The following is an 18,423-nucleotide window of genomic DNA, read 5'->3' as shown; positions in this document are numbered from 1 at the left end:
CAGCTACTCCAACCCGTAGGCGAACGGCATGGCCCGCCAGTGGCCGACCAGCGGCTCCAGCGCGTCGGCCATGCCGGGCATCTGCGGGGTGAGCGGCAGTACGGCGAGCAGTTGGAGGGCCCGGGCGAGGTTCGCCGCGACCTGGGCCCGCTCGTCGAGCACTGGTCGGCCCAGCTCGGCAGCGGCCTTGTTGTAGACCTCCACGTACTCCGCGGGTACACCAGCCAGGTCCCACTCGATCGGACCGAGGTTGGCGTCCTCGAAGTCCGACCAGAGCACGCCCTGCGCGGTCGGGATGATGTTGTAGTACGGCGCGTCGCCGTGGATCGCCTGGACCTGCGAGCCCGGGAATGCCGCCTCCCAGGCCTCCCTGGTCGAGCACAGCGGCTCCAGCAGCTCCCACTCGCTCCGAGCCCGGTCCACGTCCGCAGCGGTCAGCACTGGCGTGTCGGCCGACAGCTGCTCCAGCGCCTCCGGTACGGCGTGCGTCACCGGCGCGAACCAGGGCAGCTCAGCCGGGTACTCCGCCAGCAACGCGTGCATCGCCGCAGAGCGGACCACACCCTGCGTGTAGTCCGGCTCGGTCGACTTGTCGTGCTCGACGTACTCCCAGAACGACACCGAGAAGCCGTCGCGCTGCACCGAGCGCCGCGGGACCAGCGGGCTTGGCCGGACCACCAGCTCGCCCTGCTCGTAGATCCACTGCGCTACCTCCAGCTCGCGCTGCTGGCGAGCGCCGGCGTGCTCCGGTTCGAGCAGCGAGCCGGGGAGCACCAGCGGGATGCGCGCCACGACTGGGGACGGCTTGAGGTGCACCACCGCCGAGAACACGTCGTACAGGACGGTCGGCTCGGTCACCTCCAGGCCCAGCTCGCGTCCTGCGGCTGCGGCGGTCTCTGCGGCCTGGGCTGCACGTTCCGTAGTCATCTGGCCATCCAACCAGCCGGAGCGGGGTCAGGTCAGCTGGATTAGGCCACTGGGTGTGAGCGCCGCATGCACCGGCCGGTCGTGCGGGTCGCTCGGCAGGTGGTCGAGGATCTCGCTGTCGAACACCGCAGCCCACACCGGTACGCCGGCCGGCACGCGGGCCAGCGCCCGGTCGTACGAGCCACCGCCCCGCCCCAGCCGTACGCCGGTCCGGTCGACGGCCAGCGCCGGGCAGATCACCAGGTCGGCCGTCGCGATCGCCTCCGAGCCCAGGTCCACCCGCGGCTCGGACATGCCCAGGCGGCCCGGGACCAGGTCGGCCGCACCCGGCGCGAGGCCCCAGCCGAGGTCGTTGTCGGCGTACAGGATCGGGAGGAGCACCTCGTGGTCGCCGGCCAGCAGCCAGTCGATCAGCGAACCGGTCTGCGGCTCCGGGCCCTTCGACACGTACAGCGCGACCCGCCGGGCCTGCTGGACCTGCTCGGTCGCCCGGGCGGCGTCCAGCAGCCCCCGACCGGCCGGGAGCGAGCGACGGGCGTCCAGAAGTGACTGCCGCACGGCAGCCTTGGTGGAGATCACCCCTGGATTGTATGAAGCACGCCACTCGCCATCGGCCCACCACACACCGTCCCCTAGGGTTGGGCCATGAGTGAGGCGGGGCTTCAGCAGGCACAGGACAAGATGCGGGCGGCCGGGGCGGCCGAGGTCGCGATCACGGTCTTCTCGCACTACTACCGGCTGCTGGAGGCGGGGCAGCAGGGCACGATCCGGGAGGACGAGATCGAGCCGGTCGGTGACCTGCCGCACCTGGAGCACCTGGACACCGACGCCGAGGCGATGCGCGCGGCGCTGGCCGAGACCGTGGTGATCAAGCTGAACGGCGGCCTGGGCACCTCGATGGGCGTCACCGGGCCGAAGTCCGCGCTGCCGGTCAAGGACGGGCTGAGCTTCCTCGACATCATCGCCAAGCAGATCCTGGCCACCCGCAGGCAGTACGGCGTACCGCTGCCGCTGGTGCTGATGAACTCGTTCCGGACCAAGGACGAGTCGCTGGCCGTGCTGAGCAAGTACGACGACCTGCCGGTCGACGGCATCCCGCTGGACTTCCAGCAGAACATGGAGCCCAAGCTCCTGGCCGACGACCTGACCCCGGCGGAGTGGCCGGCCGATCCGGAGCTGGCCTGGTGCCCGCCCGGCCACGGCGACCTGTTCACCGCGCTGGTCGCCTCCGGGATGCTGGACACGCTCCGCGAGCGCGGCTTCCGGCACGCGTTCATCTCCAACGCCGACAACCTCGGCGCCACCCCGGACGGCCGGATCGCCGCCTGGATGGCCGAGCACGACGTGCCGTTCGGGATGGAGGTCTGCCGCCGGACCCGCTCGGACCGCAAGGGCGGGCACGTCGCGGTCCGCAAGGCCGACGGCCGGCTGATCCTGCGCGACAGCGCGCAGGTGCACCCCGACGACGTGGACTCCTTCCAGAACACGAAGCTGCACACCACGTTCAACACGAACAACCTGTGGATCGACCTGGACCGGCTGGCCGAGCTGATGGCCGGCCACGACGGTGTGCTCGGGCTGCCGATCATCGTGAACCGCAAGACCGTCGACCCGGCCGACCCGTCGTCGCCCAAGGTGATCCAGCTGGAGACCGGGATGGGCACGGCGATCGAGACCTTCGACGGGTCGCAGGCGGTGGTCGTGGACCGCAGCCGGTTCAAGCCGGTGAAGACCACCAACGACCTGCTGGTGCTGCGCTCGGACGTCTACGACCTGGACGAGGCCGGCGACCTGACCACCACGCACCAGGGCGACGAGCCGTACGTCGACCTGGACGGCGACTTCTTCAAGATCCTGGCCGACTTCGAGGCGCGGTTCCCGGCGGGTCCGCCGTCGCTGGTCCGGGCGGACCGGCTCGAGGTCCGCGGTGATGTTGCCTTCGGCAAGGACGTGGTGGTGGTCGGCGAGGTCGAGGTGAGCGCGCCGGAGGGCGAGCGGCTGGAGATCGCCGACGGCACCGAGCTGCGCGGCTGACCGCCCAACGACCACATCGGCTGACCGGGGGGACCTGATGGAAGACCTGCTGATCCGTCCGTTGGAGCCCTGGGACACCAACGAAGCCGCAGCGGTCTGGTGGGCCGCCCGGCACGCCGAGGGCTCGCAGCTGCCGCCGGCGATCCACACCGAGCCCGCTGTCCGGAAGTGGTTCGCCGAGGTGCTGCTGCCGGACGGGCAGACCTGGGTGGCCCTCGACGACGGCCGGATCGTCGCGGTGCTGACGCTGGACGGTGACGACCTCGACCAGCTGTACGTCGACCCGCCGGTCGCCGGCCAGGGCATCGGCTCGGCGCTGGTCGACCTGGCCAAGGACCTGCGGCCCGGCGGGCTCGCGCTGTGGACGTTCCAGACCAACACCAGGGCGCAGGCGTTCTACAGCCGGCACGGGTTCACCGAAGTACGCCGCACCGACGGCAGCGCCAACGAGGAGAAGGCGCCGGACGTGAGGATGGTCTGGGGCGCCCATCCGGAGCGACTAGAGTCGCAGGTGTGAGACGCAGCGTTGACGAGCACCTGGAAGTAGTCCTCGGCAGGGTGCGCGCCCTGCCTCCCTTCGAGCAGCCGCTGATGGAGGCGCTCGGGCTGGTGCTCTGCGAGGACGTGGTGTCCGGCGTGAACCTGCCGGGCTTCGACAACTCCGCCATGGACGGGTACGCCGTGCAGACGGCCGACCTGGCCGGGGCGTCGCAGGAGGAGCCGGTGACGCTGCCGGTGGTCGGCGAGATCGCCGCCGGACGCAGTGAGCCGATCGTCGTGACGCCCGGGACCTGTGTGCGGATCATGACCGGCGCACCGATGCCGCGGGGCGCCGACAGCGTCGTACCGGTGGAGTGGACCGACGGCGGCGCGGCGCAGGTGCGCATCGCGCAGCAGCCGGCGCTCGGAGCATCGGTACGCCGGTTCGGTGAGGACCTGAAGGCCGGCGACAAGGTGCTGGACGCCGACACCGTGCTGGGGCCGCGGCAGGTCGCCGTACTGGCTGCTGTCGGTAGGGCCCGGGTGAAGGTGCGTCCACGGCCCAGAGTGGTCGTGGTGTCGACCGGTGCCGAGCTGCGCGAACCAGGTACGCGGCTGGGCGAGGGGCAGATCTACGACTCCAACAGCTACACCCTGGCGGCCGCTGCCCGGCAGGCCGGTGCCGTGGTCTACCGGGTCGGCATTGTCGACGACGACCCGAAGAAGATCATGGACACGCTCTCGGACCAGCTGGTCCGTGCCGACCTGGTGATCACCTCCGGCGGCGTCAGCAAGGGCGTGTACGACGTGGTCAAGGAGGTGCTGACCAAGCTCGGCACCATCGACTTCCCCGAGGTGGCCATGCAGCCCGGCAAGCCGCAGGGCTTCGGGGTGATGGGCGACGACGAGGTACCGATCTTCACGCTGCCCGGTAACCCGGTGTCGGCGTACGTGTCGTTCGAGGTGTTCGTACGGCCCGCGCTGCGCAAGCTGATGGGCCAGATGCCGTACCGGCGGACCAGCGTGCAGGGGGTCTGCCTGGACGGGTTCAGCTCGCCGCCGGGGCGGCGGCAGTTCGTCCGCGCAGCGGCCACCTCCGGCGACGAGGGCTGGATGGCCAGTACAGTCGGCGGGCACGGCTCACACCTGCTCGGCGGGCTGAGCCGCTCGAACGCCCTGATCGTGGTGCCCGAGGACGTCACCTCCGTCCGGGCCGGCGAGCAGGTCGAGCTCTGGCTGCTGGACGAGGAGACCGGATGACGCAGGACCGCCCAGACGCGGCTGACCACGCCGCGGACGCGGGTGCGGGCGGGCTGACGCACGTCGACGCCTCCGGCGCCGCCCGGATGGTCGACGTCTCGGAGAAGACCGAGTCCGCCCGGCGAGCAGTTGCCTCCGGCAAGGTTTACGTGTCGGCCGAGGTGGTCGAGGCGCTGCGCGGCGACGGCGTACCGAAGGGTGACGCGCTGGCCGTGGCCCGGATCGCCGGGATCATGGGCGCGAAGCGGACGCCGGACCTGGTGCCGCTGTGCCACCCGATCGCGGTGACCGGGGTGAAGGTCGCGCTCGAGGTCGTGGACGACGCCGTGCTGATCGAGGCGATCGTGAAGACCACCGACCGGACCGGCGTCGAGATGGAGGCGCTGACCGCCGTCTGCGTCGCCGGGCTCGCGCTGATCGACATGGTGAAGGCGCTCGACCCGGCGGCGGTGCTGTCCGACGTACGGGTGGAGACGAAGGACGGCGGCAAGACCGGTCACTGGGAGCGCGCGTGAGAGCCCTTGTCGTCAGCATCTCCAACCGGGCCGCCGCGGGGATCTACTCCGACACGACCGGTCCGCTGATCGCCGAGCGGCTGGCCGAGTGGGGCTTCAGCGTCGACGGGCCGCAGGTCGTACCGGACGGTGCGCCGGTGGGTGAGGCGCTGCTGGCTGCTGTCGACGCGGCGTACCAGGTAGTGGTGACGACCGGTGGGACCGGGATCTCGCCGACCGACGAGACGCCGGAGCGGACCGCCGGGGTGCTGGAGAAGGAGATCCCTGGCATCGCGGAGGCGATCAGGGCCTACGGCATCGCGCAGGGCGTGCCCACTGCGGCGCTGTCGCGTGGTGTGGCCGGTATCGCCGGCAAGACCGTCATCGTGAACCTGCCGGGCTCGCGGGGCGGGGTCAAGGACGGACTGGTGGTGCTGGAGCCGCTGCTGCGGCACGCTGTCGACCAGGTCGCCGGCGGTGACCACGTCCGGACGGACGACGACTGATGGCGGTTGTCCACTGGCCGGTGGAGCTGCAGCACGGACAAGTTGGGCTGCGGCCGCTTCGGGCCGGTGACGGCGCCGAGTGGAGTGCCGCTCGGCAGCGGAACATCAGCTGGTTGCGGCCGTGGGACGCCACCCAGCCACCGGGTGCCGACGACGGCGCACGGACGTTCCGGGCGATGGCCCGCGACTGGAACCGGCAGGCCAGGCACGGACGGATGCTGCCCTTCGTCATCACGTACGGCGGTGCAGCGGGCGCCGGTGCCCGCGCCAAGTGGCCGCTGGTCGGGCAGCTGACCGTCTCCGGCATCACCTACGGCTCAGCTCGCTGGGCGAACCTCGGCTACTGGGTCGACGAGCAGTACGCCGGCCGCGGCATCGTCCCGACCGCGGTGGCGATGGCGGCCGACCACTGCTGGTTCACGCTCGGGCTGCACCGGCTGGAAGTCGCCATCCGCCCGGAGAACAAGGCCAGCCTGCGCGTCGTCGACAAGCTCGGCTTCCGGTACGAGGGGGAGCGGCCGCGGTTCCTGCACATCGACGGCGAGTGGCGCGACCACCGGATCTTCGCCCTCAACGCCGAGGAGGTCGGGCCCGGTCTGGTGGCCCGGCTGACCTGATCACGCTCCGTGGTTGTTCACACCAGTCACACGAGTCTTCTTGCGACACACCGTCCCACGTACCCGACCTGACCCGCCCGTGGTCTTAGCGTCGTCGCATGGGGACGACAGGGCTGATCTACGTGGCGATCGTCGCCGCTTGGGCTGCCTATCTCGTCCCGATGATGCTGAAGCGCAACGACGAGGCGAGCAGGCGCCGCTCGGCGGAGGCGTACTCGTCGTCGGCCGCGCGCGTGCTGTCGCGCACCGACGGAGGCTACGCCGTACGGCCGCCCGGTGCCGGTGTCACCACACCGGCCGGGACCACTGTGACCGGTACGTCGGTGCACGGCGCGACGGTGACCGCCACCGGCACTCCGCTGGCTGAGCCTCCGCCGCCTCGATACGTCCCGAACCGAGCCCGCCGGGTGGCCGCTATGCGCCGCCGGCGGGTGCTGTCGATCCTGACCCTTTCACTGCTGTCGATGACGGCACTGGCCGGGCTCGGGATGCTGCTGTGGTGGAGCGTGTCGATCCCGGTCGCGCTGATGGTGGCGTTCGTCGTACTGACCCGCGTGCAGCTGCGCCGGCAGGCGCGCGAGCGCGCCCTGGTCCTGGCCGAGCGCAAGGCCCGCGCGGCCGCCCGCCACGACCGCGGCCCGGCCGTCGCACCGCCGTCGTCGCCGGACAACGAGATGACCGTCGAGGTCAAGCTCCCCGACACCGAGCCGCCGAAGCCCGAACCGAAGCCGATCTCCTCCGAAGGCCTCTGGGATCCGGTGCCCGTCACCCTCCCGACGTACGTCCTGAAGGAGAAGGCCCCGGACCGCACGGTGCGCACGATCAACCTGTCCGGCCCCGAGGTCTTCTCGTCGGCCCGCATCGTCGAGCCCGAGCCGGTCGCACCCCCGATCGTCCCCGACGAGGTCGCCGAGGAGCCGGTCGTCGAGCCCGAGATCAAGCGCGCGGTCGGCGACTGATCCCGGTTTTAAATCCCGACCTCGACCGTGTTAGAGTTTCGCGGTCGCCAGGAACACCGGCGATGTGGTCTGGGGCTGTGGCGCAGTTGGTAGCGCGTCTCGTTCGCAATGAGAAGGTCAGGGGTTCGAATCCCCTCAGCTCCACCCAGAGAAAAGGTCCTCTCCGCTTCGGAGAGGACCTTTTGCGTTGCCGGGTTTGTTGCTGCGGGCAACCTGGTGCCAGGGGAGCGCGGGAGTGGGGAACGGCCATGTTGCTGCGGGGGCCGGTTCTGGTTGGGGGTGGCGTGTGCCAGGGTTAGCTCGTCGGGTGGGCGCGTGGAGGTGAGTGGCGTGAGGCAGCGCGTGGCGGCGGGGCTGTTCGTGGTGGCGTTCGCGATGGCGGGGGTCGCGGCGGGGCACGGGAACGCGGTGCAGGACCGGGCCGAGGCCAAGGGGTGCGAGCTGCTGCTCGAAGGGGCGCCGCCGGAGGCTGGGCGGGGGAGCGGTGAGGAGCCGCCGTTGATGGTGACCAGGGAAGCGTCGGGGCTGGTGAAGGGGCATGTGTTCACGCCGGCGGCGTTCCTGATGGCGAAGTCGACGTGTCCCGCGGCGGGGATGTGGGAGAGCTGGCAGGGCAGTCAGCACCTGGACGGGGTCGAGTTCGTCGAGTCCGACCTGGCCAAGGTGCACGTGTACGACGGGGACCCGCTCGGCCGGCGGACCTGGCGCGGCCCGCAGGGGGTCGAGGCGCAGCCGGTGGACATGGACATCCGGCTCGGGACCGACATCCAGCCGGTGGCGAGCATCCCCCAGGAGGACGGCGGGGTCGAGTCGACGTACGTCGTCCTGAAGTACTCGCCGGACGACAAGGGCCTGGTCCCGTACGGCGGCGTCGGCGTGACCGTCGAGAAGCGGTGTGGCGAGAACTGGTCGGAGCTCGCGAAGACCGGGACCGACGCCGAGCGCGGCGAGTTCACGGTCGCCGTACCGGCGGGGGAGTGTGCGGAGGAGCTGCGCGCGACCGCCGACGACGCCGACGACACGTGGGGCCGGCCGATAATTCTTACGAATTAATCTGGACAGCGCCCGGGAGCAGGACATACTTGAGATCCTCAAGTAACCCCCACCGCCCTGGGAGCGACGTATGACGCTGTCACGTAGAACATTCATGGCCGGAACCGGAGGGGTGCTCGCGAGCATCTCGGTCGGGTCGGTCCTGCCGGAGCAAGCGCTGGCCGCGAGCACGGCAGCGCGCATCGACCTGGCCCTCAACCGTCCGGTGAAGGTCTCCTCGACCGCGTACGCCGCGACGCCGGCCCAGTTCGCCGTCGACGGGCTGGCGCACACCGGCGTCCAGGGCTCCGGCTGGCGTGCAGCGAGCGCCGACCCGCAGTGGATCGTCGTCGACCTCCAGGCGCGCTGCCGGGTGGAGGCGGTCACGCTGACCTTCGAAGGCAAGGCTGGTGACCCTGCCTTCGACCTGTCCGGCGGCAACCCGTACGGGCAGACGCAGGGCCACGAGGTCCTCTCCAGCTCCGCGCTGGACTTCCGCGTCGACACCTCAACCGACGGTACGACGTGGCGCACGGTCCACCAGGCGACTAACAGCCCGGGTGGCCAGGTGCAGGTCGCGCTGACCACGCCGGTCAACGCTCGCTACGTCCGGCTGACCGGAACCAAGCAGGCCAACGCCAACCCGCTCGGCCTCAACGGGTTCCAGGTGTACGGCACCGCCTCCAGCAGTCGTCCCCCGGCGACCGGCTGGACCTCCTGGGGCACCCACCACGGCACACCGCCCGCGCTGAAGGCAGAGCCCGACGGCACCGTTCCGCTGGAATCCGGCTGGTCGCTGACCATGGACGACTTCGCCGCCACCCAGGACGGCGCCACGCTGAGCAGCACCGGGCAGGACACGTCCAGCTGGCTGCCGGCCGTCGTACCGGGCACGGTGCTGGCCACGCTGGTCGAGCAGGGGCACTTCCCCGACCCGGTGGAGGGCATGAACAACCTGGAGATCCCGGAGGCGCTCAGCCGGCACAGCTGGTGGTACCGGCGGGCGTTCGACCTGCCGAAGGGGCTGGACGTCAGCGCCGACCGCCGGATCTGGCTGGAGTTCGACGGGATCAACCACCAGGCCGACGCGTGGCTCAACGGCGTCCAGGTCGGCACGGTGAAGTCGCCGTTCGCGCGGGCCGCGTTCGAGGTGAACCTGAAGGCGAAGAACGCGCTGGCGGTCCGGATCACGCCGATGCCGCACCCGGGTCAGCCGGGCGACAAGGGCGACGCCGGGCAGGCGTTCGTCCAGTCCGGCAAGCTCTGGCAGGACTCGCCGACGCTGCTGTCGGCGTCCGGCTGGGACTGGATGCCCGCGGTCCGCGACCGGGCGGCCGGGATCTGGAACCATGTGCGGCTGCGGTCGACGGGTGACGTCGTACTCGGTGACGCGCGCGTCGTGACCAAGGTCCCGGAGCGCGCGAAAGCAACCGTCGCCATCACCGTGCCGCTACGGAACGCGGCAGCAGCAGACCGGACCGTCAACGTGAAGGCCGCCTTCGACGGTACGACGCTGACGAAGACCGTCACCCTGAAGGGCGGCGAGAGCACGCAAGTCGCCTTCGACTCCGTCACGGTGCAGAACCCCAAGCTGTGGTGGCCGAACGGCTACGGCGACCCGGCGCTGCACACGCTGACCACCACCGTCGCGATCGGCGGCCGGACCAGCGACACCCGGAAGACCACCTTCGGCATCCGCGAGTTCGGCTACAGCTACGACCTGCCGATCAAGGTCGACCCGGCGACCAACTCCGCGCCGCAGACCGTGCAGCTCCCGCAGCAGACGAAGCGGTTCGTCCGCATCCAGGGCCGACGTCGCGCGACCGGCTGGGGCTACTCGCTCTGGACGCTCGCGATCAAGAACGGCGACGGCGAGGACCTGGCCAGGGCCGGTACGGCGACCGCCTCGTCCGACGACGGCAGCCCGGCGCCGAACGCGATCGACGGCAACGACCGCAGCCGCTGGGCGTCGCAGTACACCGATGACCAGTGGATCCAGGTCGATCTCGGCGCGGCCAAGGCGTTCGACCGGCTCGAGCTGCTCTGGGAGACGGCGTACGCGTCGCTGTTCGTCGTACAGGTCTCTGATGACGGGGACGAGTGGACCGATGTGCAGGAGGTCAGCAACGCGCCGATCCCGTTGAAGATCAGCGTGAACGGCGTCCAGATCTTCTGCCGCGGCGGCAACTGGGGGTACGACGAACTGCTCCGCCGCGTCACGCCGGAACGGATGCGCGAGCTGGTCGGCCTGCACCGGGACATGAACTTCACGATGATCCGGAACTGGATCGGCTCCAGCACTCGCGAGGAGTTCTACGCCGCCTGCGACGAGAACGGGATCCTGGTCTGGAACGACTTCTGGGAGGCCGGCGAGTTCTCCGACGACCTGCCCGGCTACGTCGAGATCGCGCGCGACACCATCGTCCGGTACCGGACGCACCCGAGCATCGTGATCTGGTGCGGCGCCAACGAGCAGCACCCGCCGGCCGGGATCGAGGCCGGACTCAGCGCCGCCGTCCGGGAGGAGGACGACGAGATCCTCTACCTGCCGGACTCGGCGGCCGGATTCGTGTCCGGGCACGGGCCGTACTACTGGGTCGACCCGGCCAAGTACTTCGACGCGAACACCTACGACACGTTCAACTTCGGCTTCCACACCGAGATCGGGATGCCGACGATCCCGGTCGTCGAGTCGATGCGGAACCTGGTCGGCGACGGCGACGAGGGCTGGCCGATCGGGACGCCGTGGTACCACCACGACTGGTCCACGCATGGGAACCAGCGGCCGGAGACCTACCTGGGCGCGATCGACGAGCGGCTCGGGTCGTCGAGCGGGCTGGAGGAGTTCACCCGCAAGGCACAGCTGGTGAACTACGAGAACATGCGGGCGATGTTCGAGGCCTGGAACGCGCATCTGTGGGACGATGCGTCGGCGTTGTTGCTGTGGATGTCGCATCCTGCGTGGCACAGCACGGTGTGGCAGACGTACGACTACGACCTCGACGTGAACGGGAGCTACTACGGGGCCCGGAAGGGGTGCGAGGCGATCCACGTCCAGGCGAGTCTGCCGGACTGGAAGGTTGCCGCGATCAACCACACGACGGTCGCCTTGGATGCGTTGGTCACAGCGGAGTTGTTCGATCTGCAGGGGAAGCGGCTCGGGGTACAGCAGCAGGCGCTCGAGGTTGGGACCTCGGGCAAGGCTGACTCGTTCGTGGTTGCCTTCGGCGACGAGTTGCCGGCGTTGCACCTGCTGCGGCTGAAGCTGACGGATGCCCGGGGCAAGGTCCTGTCGGAGAACACGTACTGGCGTTACCGCGCAGCGTCCGACGTACAGCAGCTGAACACGTTGGGCAGAGCGCGGCTGAACGTGAGAACGACCGCGGGCAAGGGCAAACTCACCGCGGTGATCCGGAACGACGGGAAGACCGTCGCGCCGCTGATCCGGCTCTCACTGCGCGACCGGAACAACGAACGGGTGCTGCCGGCGCTCTACAGCGACAACTACTTCTGGTTGCTGCCGGGCGAATCGCGGACGGTGACCGTCACCGCGAAGGCGGGCGGGACGCTGAAGCTGCTGGTCGATCCCTACAACGGCTGAAAGTCGTCGGGGTCGCCGAGGGTGATCCCGAGGGCCGAGGCCATCGCCAGAGTCACGGCGAGCGCGTCGATCGGGGAGGAGTTCGCGATCGTCGCGCCGCCGAGGCTCGCGATGCCGCGGGCTCCTTCCCAGGTGCAGTCGACGAAGACCGCGCCGTTGGCCTTCACCTGGGAGAACTCGGCGCCGGTCAGGTCACAGTGCCGGAAGACGGTGCCGGACAGGTCTGCGGAGACGAAGTCGGCACTCTGCAGCCGGCAGTCGGTGAACTCGGTCCGGACGAACTTCGCGAACCGGAACGAGCTGAAGTCGAGCACGCAGTCCCGCACGGTCACGTGCTGCAGGTTCAGCGCCGGGCCCGCGAACCCGGTCAGCCGCGACGAGCTGATCGCGACCCGGCTCGCTGATGCGTCCGACCAGCGGGCGTTGGCCAGGTCGCAGTGGTCGAGCACGAGATCGACGAGCACCGCCTTCTCCAGCTCGGAGCCGCCGAGATCACACCGCGTCAACCGGCAGCCGCTGATCTCCAGGTGCTCGGCTGCCAGTCCCCGCAGCTCCACGTCCTCGAGCTCCAGATCCAGCAACCGGTCCTCGTCCTCGATCTCGTCGACGGCAGGAGCCTGCCGGTCGAGGTCGGAACGAAGGCGGGGTGTGGCGATCTTCTGTGGCGGCACTCAGGCACCGTACCCGACCGCAGCCGTGCCGATGATCGCTGCGTGCTCGGTGTCCTCGGTGACCGTGACGTCGAAGTCGAACACGTCGCGCACCAGGTCGAAAGCCCCCGAGATCGAGCCGCCGAGTACGACGCGGGTGACCTCGAAGCGGTCGAGCCACGGGGTCAGAGCCTCAGCAAGACAAGTGAACGCGTCGACCAGCACCTCCAGCGCGCGGGCCTCGCCCGCGCGGGCCGCGTCGGCGATCTCCTTCACGCCCGGTGCGGAACCGTACGCCGCGAGGATGGCCCGGGCGGAGATCCAGTCCTCCAGCGGTTTGCCGCGGAACGTGGTGCGGTAGAGCTCGCCGCCGGGTGGGACGCTGTCGCCGGTGCGGACGACGCGGCCGTCGGCGAGGAAGGCGGTGCCGATTCCGGTGCCGATGGTGACGCCGGCGCAGCGCGACAGGCCCTGCAGCGTGCCGGCCGTCCACTCGCCGACGGCGAAGGCCTCGGCGTCGTTCACGAAGACGACGCGGTCGAGGTCGAGCAGCTCGCGCAGGGACTTGCCCAGATCGTGGCCGTACAGCGAGTCGAACTTCTCCACCCCGCGGTACCAGGCGACACCGGTCGCGTAGTCGAACGGCCCGGGCAGCGCGAGCGCGAGGCCGTTTGCCAACGGCAACTGGGCGGCAGCCTGGCCAAGTTGTGCCACGATCCGGTCCGCCGAGGTCTTAGAGTCCAGCGGCGTCCGGCGGACCGATTCGACCGTCCACCCGCCTGGAACCACCACCGCCGCGGTCACGTGGCTTCCGCCGACCTCCAGCACCGCGATGCCCGCATCGTTGCTCATGACCCCCATCATCGCCGATCGCCTGCGACCGCGAGGCACACTGGTGGACATGGAAACCTTCGAGGTCGACGGGATCACGCTCGCCTACCACGTGGCCGGCAGCGGCCCGGTCTGCCTGGTTCATCCCGGCGGCCCCGGCATCCACTACGAGTACCTGCGGATGCCCGAGCTGGAGCAGCACCTGACGATGGTGTACGTCGAGCCGGTCGGCACCGGCCACTCAGACCTGCAGCCCGACGGCGACTACAGCATGGAGCGGTACGCCGAGTACTCCGACCGCCTGATCCAGCACCTCGGTGTCGACAAGGCGTACTTCCTCGGTCACTCGCACGGCGGTTTCGTCGCGCAGCAGATCGCGCTCGACCACCCCGAGCACCTGGCCGGCGTGATCGTCTACGACAGCATGGCGTTCAACGGCCCGGAGCTGCACGAGGCCGCGAGCCGCAAGATCGACGAGTACGTCGCCGCCCGGAACAACGACGCGCTCGCCCAGCAGGTGCTGCAGGCCTGGCAGGAGGACGACGACCTGCCGGACACCAAGGAGCGCCACTTCGACAACCTCAGTCGCCTGCTGCCGGTCTACTTCAAGGACTACCCGGCGATGGAGGACAGCCTCGCCGACTGGCTCCCGACGCTGGACCTCACCGTTGACCCGAACCGCCGGCCCTCGGAGTGGGACGTCCGGGACCGGCTCGGCGAGATCTCGGTGCCGGTGCTGATCATCGCGGGCGTCGCGGACTTCATCTGCGGGATCGAGTTCGCCCGGCAGCTGCACGACGGCATCCCCGGCTCGGAGCTGGTGGTGCTCGAGCAGAGCGGCCACTTCGGGCACCTGGAGGAGCCGGCGGCGTTCCAGCAGGCGGTCCGGAAGTTCACCGCGGCCCACTGACCCAGGACGCGCCACCCCCGGTCACAGCGGGGCGCGCCTGTGGAACCATGGAGACGGCGGTCCACGGCCGCCCCCGCCCATGCCAGGAAGTGACCCGTTTTGCACGCCGCGAGGACAGCCACGTCCGCGGTGCTGACGCTGAGCGTCGGCGTCGCGGTGCTCGGCCATGCCATCGCCGGTGGTGAGGTCATGGTGACCGCCCTGCCGCAGCTGCTCGCGCTCGCGGCAGCGTGCTGGCTGCTCGGCGACCACCTCGCGGGGCGGCAGGAGCTCGCGATCGTCGTCCTGGCCGCGATCCAGCTCGTCGTGCACTTCTCGCTCGACTCGGCGCACCACATGATGCACAGCGGCGGCGCCGCCGGTTCGCTGACGATGGCGACGGCGCACCTGGTCGTCCTGCTCGTCGGCGTCGGCCTGATCGACCGGACCCACCAGTGGGTGACCCGCGTACGCCGGATCGTCGCGCGGCTGGTCCCGGCGCTGCCCGCGACAGTCGTCTCGATCCCAGGCTTGAAGCGTGCACCTGGCGTCGTACGAGCTGCACCGGCGTACGGGCAGCACTGGCTCACCTCGAGCGTCTCGCGGCGCGGACCACCGCGCGGACGGGCAGTCCCCGTTCCGTCCTGAACCGGTCGCGCCCGCGCGGGACCGGCTCCCGTGCGTCCGCGAAAGGCTCACCCATGTTCCGAAGAGTTGCCCTGCGCGCCGCCGCGATCTCCGCGGCCTCCGCGCTCGTCCTGGCCGGTGCGGCGACCTCCGCCTCGGCCCACGTCACGGTCTCGTCGCCGGACGCCAAGCCGGGCGGCTACGCCAAGCTGGTGTTCCGGGTCCCGACCGAGTCCGACACCGCCAGTACGACGAAGCTGGTGGTCTCGCTGCCGAAGGACCACCCGTTCGCGTCGGTCGGGGCGCAGGTGAAGGACGGCTGGAAGGTGGTCAAGACCACCGAGACGCTGCCCGCGCCGGTGAAGATCGGCGACGTGACGCTGACCAAGGCGATCACCACCGTGACCTGGACGTCGACCGGTGCCGGCGTACCGGCGAACGACTTCGACGAGTTCGCGCTGTCGGTCGGGCGGATCCCCGAAGGCGTCGACTCGCTCAGCTTCCCCGCCGAGCAGACCTACAGCGACGGCGAGGTGGTGAAGTGGGCCGAGATCGCGAAGGGCGACTCCGACAAGCCCGAGCACCCGGCGCCGTCGCTGAAGCTGGCGGCCGCGATCACTCCGGTGGCGGCGGACACCGGCGATGGCGACGACGCCTCGGGTTCGGACGTGCTGGCCCGGTCGCTCGGCGGCGCGGGTCTGCTGCTCGGGCTGATCGCGCTCGGGCTCGCCGTACGCCGTCCCGGCAAGGCCAACTGACCGTGCGCAAAGTCCTCGCCGTCCTGGCCGCGTCGCTCGTCGTACTGGTGTCCTCCACCGGTACGGCGGCGGCGCACGCCAAGCTCGACTCGATGACGCCGGCCGACGGGACCACGATGGCGGTGCCGCCGACGCAGGTGGTGCTGACCTTCAACGAACCGGTCGGCAGCACCGGCGCGCAGCTGCAGGTGAAGTCGCCGACCGGCGTGAACGTCGCGCTCGGCGACATCCAGGTGATCGACAACACCGTCACGCAGCCGGTCGGCGCGATGATCGAGACCGGCCGGTACCAGGTCGATGCCCGGATCGTGTCGGCCGACGGGCACCCGATCACGGTCACCGGCGCGTTCACGGTCAGCCACGCCGGTCACGACCCGAACTCCCCGGTCACGCCCGCGGCCGCGCCGCCCGACGACAACTCCAACGTGGTCACGATCGTCGCGATGGCGCTGGTGATGCTGGTCGTGGTCGCGCTGGCGATCGTCATCGTCCGCCGCCGCCCGGCCGCATGACGCTGCCGAAGCGTCCGGTCCGATGAGCGCCCCGGTCCTGCCGAGGCGCCCGGTCGTCGCCGGAGTAGTTGCCTCGGGCATCGTTGTCTGCATCGTCGCGCTGCTGGCCGCCGGAGGTGCTCCGAAGCCGTTGCCGGCGGGGCTGCACGGCGCGAGTCTGCCGGTGTCGTGGGCGGTGCCGGTACTGCGGCTGCTCGCCGATGGTGCTGCGATCGTCTGCGGGGGCGCGGTGCTCGCGGCGGTGCTGCTGCTGAAGCCCGAAGGGGATGGAAAGCTCGGTGCGCAAGGGCTCAAGGCTGTCCAGGACGCTGCCGTTGCCGCAGGGGTCTGGGCCGTGGCGAGCATCGGCGGGTTGGTGGTGACCGCGTCGGTCATCCTCGGGCTGCCGTTGTCGCATCTGGCTGAGGAGGCCGCGGCGGCGGGGCAGCTCGACCAGGTTCGGGCGTTGGCTGTTGCGGTCGCGCTGACCGCCGTACTGGCTGTGGTGCTGAGCGGATGCCGCACCGTGCGCACCGCGCGCGTGAGTCTGGTGCTGATCGCGCTGGCGATCGCCGGTCCGTTGCTGACCGGCCACGGCGCGATCGAGCGGACGGCGTTCTGGAGCGTACTCGCGACCGCCTCGCTGGTCATGCACGTCTTCGCGGCGACCGCGTGGATCGGTGGCCTCGGCGCCCTGATCCGCTACACCCGCGAGCGGACGGCGATCGAGTACTTCAGCTACCTCGCGCTGGTCTGCGCGATCACGATCGGCGTCACCGGCCTGCTCACCGCCGAGATCCACCTCGGCGGCCGCGAGGACGGCTGGGGGCTGATCACCCAGTGGGTCACCACCGGGTACGGCGCGCTGGTGTTCGCCAAGGCGGTCGCGTTCGCCGTACTGGTGGCCATCGGGTGGCGGCACCGGCAGGCGACGCTGCCCGCGCTGGCGGACCGTCCGGCGCTGTTCTACCGGCTCGTCGCGGTCGAGCTCGTGGTGATGGCCGGGACGGTCGGGCTCGCGGTCGCGCTCTCCCGGACCCCGTGAAGAGATCGGTGATCCGTCAACCAGCCCGTATGCTTGGTAGATGGCTGAGGTGCAGTGGCTCGATGCGCGTGAGGCGCAGCTGTGGCAGTCGTACCGTGACTCCTACCGGGAGCTGACCGCCGCTCTCGAAGCCCGGATGACCGCGAACGGCGGGGTCTCCGCGGCCGACTACGCCCTCCTGCACCCGCTGTCCTCGGCCGAGGACGGCCTGCTCCGGACCCGCGAGCTCGGCCGGTCGGTCGGCTGGGAGCGCAGCCGCCTGTCGCACCAGGTCAGCCGGATGGAGAAGCGCGGCCTGGTGGTCCGCGAGGAGTGCCCGTCCGACGCCCGTGGCTCGATGGTCCGGATCACCCCGGCCGGCCGCGCCGCGATCGAGGCCGCCGCCCCGGACCACGTCGACGCCGTCCGGACGTACCTGTTCGACAAGCTCAGCCGCGAGGAGCAGGACCTGCTCGCGGTCCTGCTCGACCGCGTCCTGAGCGGTCTGCCGACGCGCGATCTCTGCAGCACCGGTCCGTCGTCCGACAGCGACTCCTGACCCCGCGCCGACCCGGTTCTGGGCCCTCTTCCGACCGTTAGGTTGACATGTCATCTCGATTTGCTATTTTTGGTGATGCATCACCAAACCACCCCCGCTTCTCGAAGGACTGACATGCCCAAGATCGCGATCATCCTCGGCAGCACCCGCCCCGGCCGCAACGGCGCGGCCGTCGCCGAGTGGGTGCTCGACATCGCCAAGCAGCGCTCGGACGCCGAGTACGAGCTGGTCGACATCGCCGACTACAAGCTGCCGCACCTGGACGAGGCCATGCCGCCGGCGATGGGCCAGTACAGCCAGCCGCACACGCTGGCCTGGGCGGAGAAGATCGCCTCCTTCGACGGCTTCGTCTTCGTCACCCCGGAGTACAACCACTCCACCTCGGGCGCGCTGAAGAACGCCATCGACTTCCTGTTCGCCGAGTGGAACCACAAGGCCGCCGGTTTCGTGAGCTACGGCTCGGTCGGCGGCGCCCGCGCCGTCGAGCACCTGCGCCTGGTGATGGGCGAGCTCCGCGTCGCCGACGTCCGCGCCCAGGTCGCCCTGTCACTGGCCACCGACTTCAAGAACTACAGCGAGTTCGCCCCGGCCGAGTACCACGTCGCCGAGGTCCAGACCGTGCTCGACCAGGTCGTCGAGTGGAGCGGTGCGCTGGCCCACCTGCGCCAGCCGGCCGCCGCCTGA

The 18,423-nt window shown here is 70.4% G+C and carries 20 protein-coding genes and 1 tRNA gene; 17 read left to right on the top strand and 4 right to left on the bottom strand.

What is annotated here, in order from left to right:
- Nucleotides 1-3 precede the first annotated feature (3 nt).
- Together AB0M01_RS04980 and AB0M01_RS04975 are read right to left on the bottom strand one after the other, a co-directional pair.
- Entirely contained in the window at nucleotides 4-927 is a 924-nt protein-coding gene (locus AB0M01_RS04980; RefSeq protein WP_363665553.1) for a phosphotransferase, read from the bottom strand.
- Between the two features lie 27 nt (nucleotides 928-954).
- A complete protein-coding gene (locus AB0M01_RS04975) occupies nucleotides 955-1,506 on the bottom strand; it encodes a 5-formyltetrahydrofolate cyclo-ligase (RefSeq protein ID WP_363665552.1) in 552 nt (183 codons plus the stop codon).
- A 66-nt stretch (nucleotides 1,507-1,572) separates the two neighbouring features.
- Between AB0M01_RS04975 and AB0M01_RS04970 the strand changes: the two genes are divergently transcribed.
- The 10 genes from AB0M01_RS04970 (at nucleotide 1,573) to AB0M01_RS04925 (ending at nucleotide 11,910) form a co-directional block, all read left to right on the top strand.
- Complete coding sequence (locus AB0M01_RS04970; protein ID WP_363665551.1) at nucleotides 1,573-2,961, top strand: UTP--glucose-1-phosphate uridylyltransferase; 1,389 nt, start codon at nucleotides 1,573-1,575, stop codon at nucleotides 2,959-2,961.
- Between the two features lie 37 nt (nucleotides 2,962-2,998).
- On the top strand, nucleotides 2,999-3,478 hold the full coding sequence (locus AB0M01_RS04965) for a GNAT family N-acetyltransferase (RefSeq protein ID WP_363665550.1): 480 nt from the start codon (nucleotides 2,999-3,001) through the stop codon (nucleotides 3,476-3,478).
- Nucleotides 3,475-4,701: a gephyrin-like molybdotransferase Glp gene (glp, locus tag AB0M01_RS04960; RefSeq protein WP_363665549.1), complete on the top strand. Its 1,227-nt coding sequence runs from the start codon at nucleotides 3,475-3,477 to the stop codon at nucleotides 4,699-4,701. Before AB0M01_RS04965 ends, glp begins: the two co-directional genes overlap by 4 nt.
- Nucleotides 4,698-5,216: a cyclic pyranopterin monophosphate synthase MoaC gene (gene moaC, locus AB0M01_RS04955; protein WP_363665548.1), complete on the top strand. Its 519-nt coding sequence runs from the start codon at nucleotides 4,698-4,700 to the stop codon at nucleotides 5,214-5,216. Before glp ends, moaC begins: the two co-directional genes overlap by 4 nt.
- Nucleotides 5,213-5,701, top strand: coding sequence for a MogA/MoaB family molybdenum cofactor biosynthesis protein (locus AB0M01_RS04950; protein ID WP_363665547.1), 489 nt, complete (start codon nucleotides 5,213-5,215; stop codon nucleotides 5,699-5,701). The genes moaC and AB0M01_RS04950 overlap by 4 nt, the downstream gene beginning before the upstream one ends.
- On the top strand, nucleotides 5,701-6,318 hold the full coding sequence (locus AB0M01_RS04945; protein WP_363665546.1) for a GNAT family protein: 618 nt from the start codon (nucleotides 5,701-5,703) through the stop codon (nucleotides 6,316-6,318). Before AB0M01_RS04950 ends, AB0M01_RS04945 begins: the two co-directional genes overlap by 1 nt.
- Before the next feature lie 98 nt (nucleotides 6,319-6,416).
- Nucleotides 6,417-7,277 carry a hypothetical protein gene (locus AB0M01_RS04940; protein ID WP_363665545.1) on the top strand — a complete coding sequence of 287 codons (861 nt, stop codon included), beginning with the start codon at nucleotides 6,417-6,419 and terminating at the stop codon, nucleotides 7,275-7,277.
- A gap of 71 nt (nucleotides 7,278-7,348) precedes the next feature.
- Nucleotides 7,349-7,421, top strand: a tRNA-Ala gene (locus AB0M01_RS04935).
- A 186-nt stretch (nucleotides 7,422-7,607) separates the two neighbouring features.
- Complete coding sequence (locus AB0M01_RS04930; protein WP_363665544.1) at nucleotides 7,608-8,330, top strand: hypothetical protein; 723 nt, start codon at nucleotides 7,608-7,610, stop codon at nucleotides 8,328-8,330.
- A 70-nt stretch (nucleotides 8,331-8,400) separates the two neighbouring features.
- Complete coding sequence (locus tag AB0M01_RS04925) at nucleotides 8,401-11,910, top strand: discoidin domain-containing protein (RefSeq protein ID WP_363665543.1); 3,510 nt, start codon at nucleotides 8,401-8,403, stop codon at nucleotides 11,908-11,910.
- On the opposite strand, the gene AB0M01_RS04920 is transcribed toward AB0M01_RS04925, so the two are convergent.
- Nucleotides 11,898-12,581 carry a pentapeptide repeat-containing protein gene (locus AB0M01_RS04920; RefSeq protein ID WP_363665542.1) on the bottom strand — a complete coding sequence of 228 codons (684 nt, stop codon included), beginning with the start codon at nucleotides 12,579-12,581 and terminating at the stop codon, nucleotides 11,898-11,900. The genes AB0M01_RS04925 and AB0M01_RS04920 overlap by 13 nt on opposite strands.
- Nucleotides 12,582-13,412 (bottom strand): ROK family protein, encoded by an 831-nt coding sequence (locus AB0M01_RS04915; protein WP_363665541.1) that lies wholly within the window; start codon nucleotides 13,410-13,412, stop codon nucleotides 12,582-12,584.
- Nucleotides 13,413-13,461: 49 nt separating this feature from the next.
- Here AB0M01_RS04915 and AB0M01_RS04910 point away from each other — a divergent pair, with 49 nt between their 5' ends.
- The 7 genes from AB0M01_RS04910 (at nucleotide 13,462) to AB0M01_RS04880 (ending at nucleotide 18,423) form a co-directional block, all read left to right on the top strand.
- The gene (locus AB0M01_RS04910) at nucleotides 13,462-14,301 is read left to right on the top strand and encodes an alpha/beta hydrolase (RefSeq protein WP_363665540.1); all 840 of its coding nucleotides are present in this window, start codon (nucleotides 13,462-13,464) and stop codon (nucleotides 14,299-14,301) included.
- Between the two features lie 129 nt (nucleotides 14,302-14,430).
- Nucleotides 14,431-14,928 (top strand): hypothetical protein, encoded by a 498-nt coding sequence (locus AB0M01_RS04905; RefSeq protein WP_363665539.1) that lies wholly within the window; start codon nucleotides 14,431-14,433, stop codon nucleotides 14,926-14,928.
- A 53-nt stretch (nucleotides 14,929-14,981) separates the two neighbouring features.
- Complete coding sequence (locus AB0M01_RS04900; RefSeq protein ID WP_363665538.1) at nucleotides 14,982-15,665, top strand: YcnI family protein; 684 nt, start codon at nucleotides 14,982-14,984, stop codon at nucleotides 15,663-15,665.
- A 2-nt stretch (nucleotides 15,666-15,667) separates the two neighbouring features.
- Nucleotides 15,668-16,177, top strand: a complete 510-nt coding sequence (locus tag AB0M01_RS04895; protein ID WP_363665537.1) for a copper resistance CopC family protein — start codon at nucleotides 15,668-15,670, stop codon at nucleotides 16,175-16,177.
- A gap of 22 nt (nucleotides 16,178-16,199) precedes the next feature.
- Nucleotides 16,200-17,201 (top strand): CopD family protein, encoded by a 1,002-nt coding sequence (locus tag AB0M01_RS04890; protein ID WP_363665536.1) that lies wholly within the window; start codon nucleotides 16,200-16,202, stop codon nucleotides 17,199-17,201.
- Nucleotides 17,202-17,241: 40 nt separating this feature from the next.
- On the top strand, nucleotides 17,242-17,739 hold the full coding sequence (locus AB0M01_RS04885) for a MarR family winged helix-turn-helix transcriptional regulator (RefSeq protein WP_363665535.1): 498 nt from the start codon (nucleotides 17,242-17,244) through the stop codon (nucleotides 17,737-17,739).
- Between the two features lie 114 nt (nucleotides 17,740-17,853).
- Complete coding sequence (locus tag AB0M01_RS04880; protein WP_363665534.1) at nucleotides 17,854-18,423, top strand: NAD(P)H-dependent oxidoreductase; 570 nt, start codon at nucleotides 17,854-17,856, stop codon at nucleotides 18,421-18,423.

The sequence above is a fragment of the Kribbella sp. NPDC051770 genome (assembly GCF_040681455.1).
In the GTDB taxonomy this organism is placed as follows: Bacteria; Actinomycetota; Actinomycetes; order Propionibacteriales; family Kribbellaceae; genus Kribbella.
This window is presented reverse-complemented; position numbering and strand designations above follow the sequence as displayed.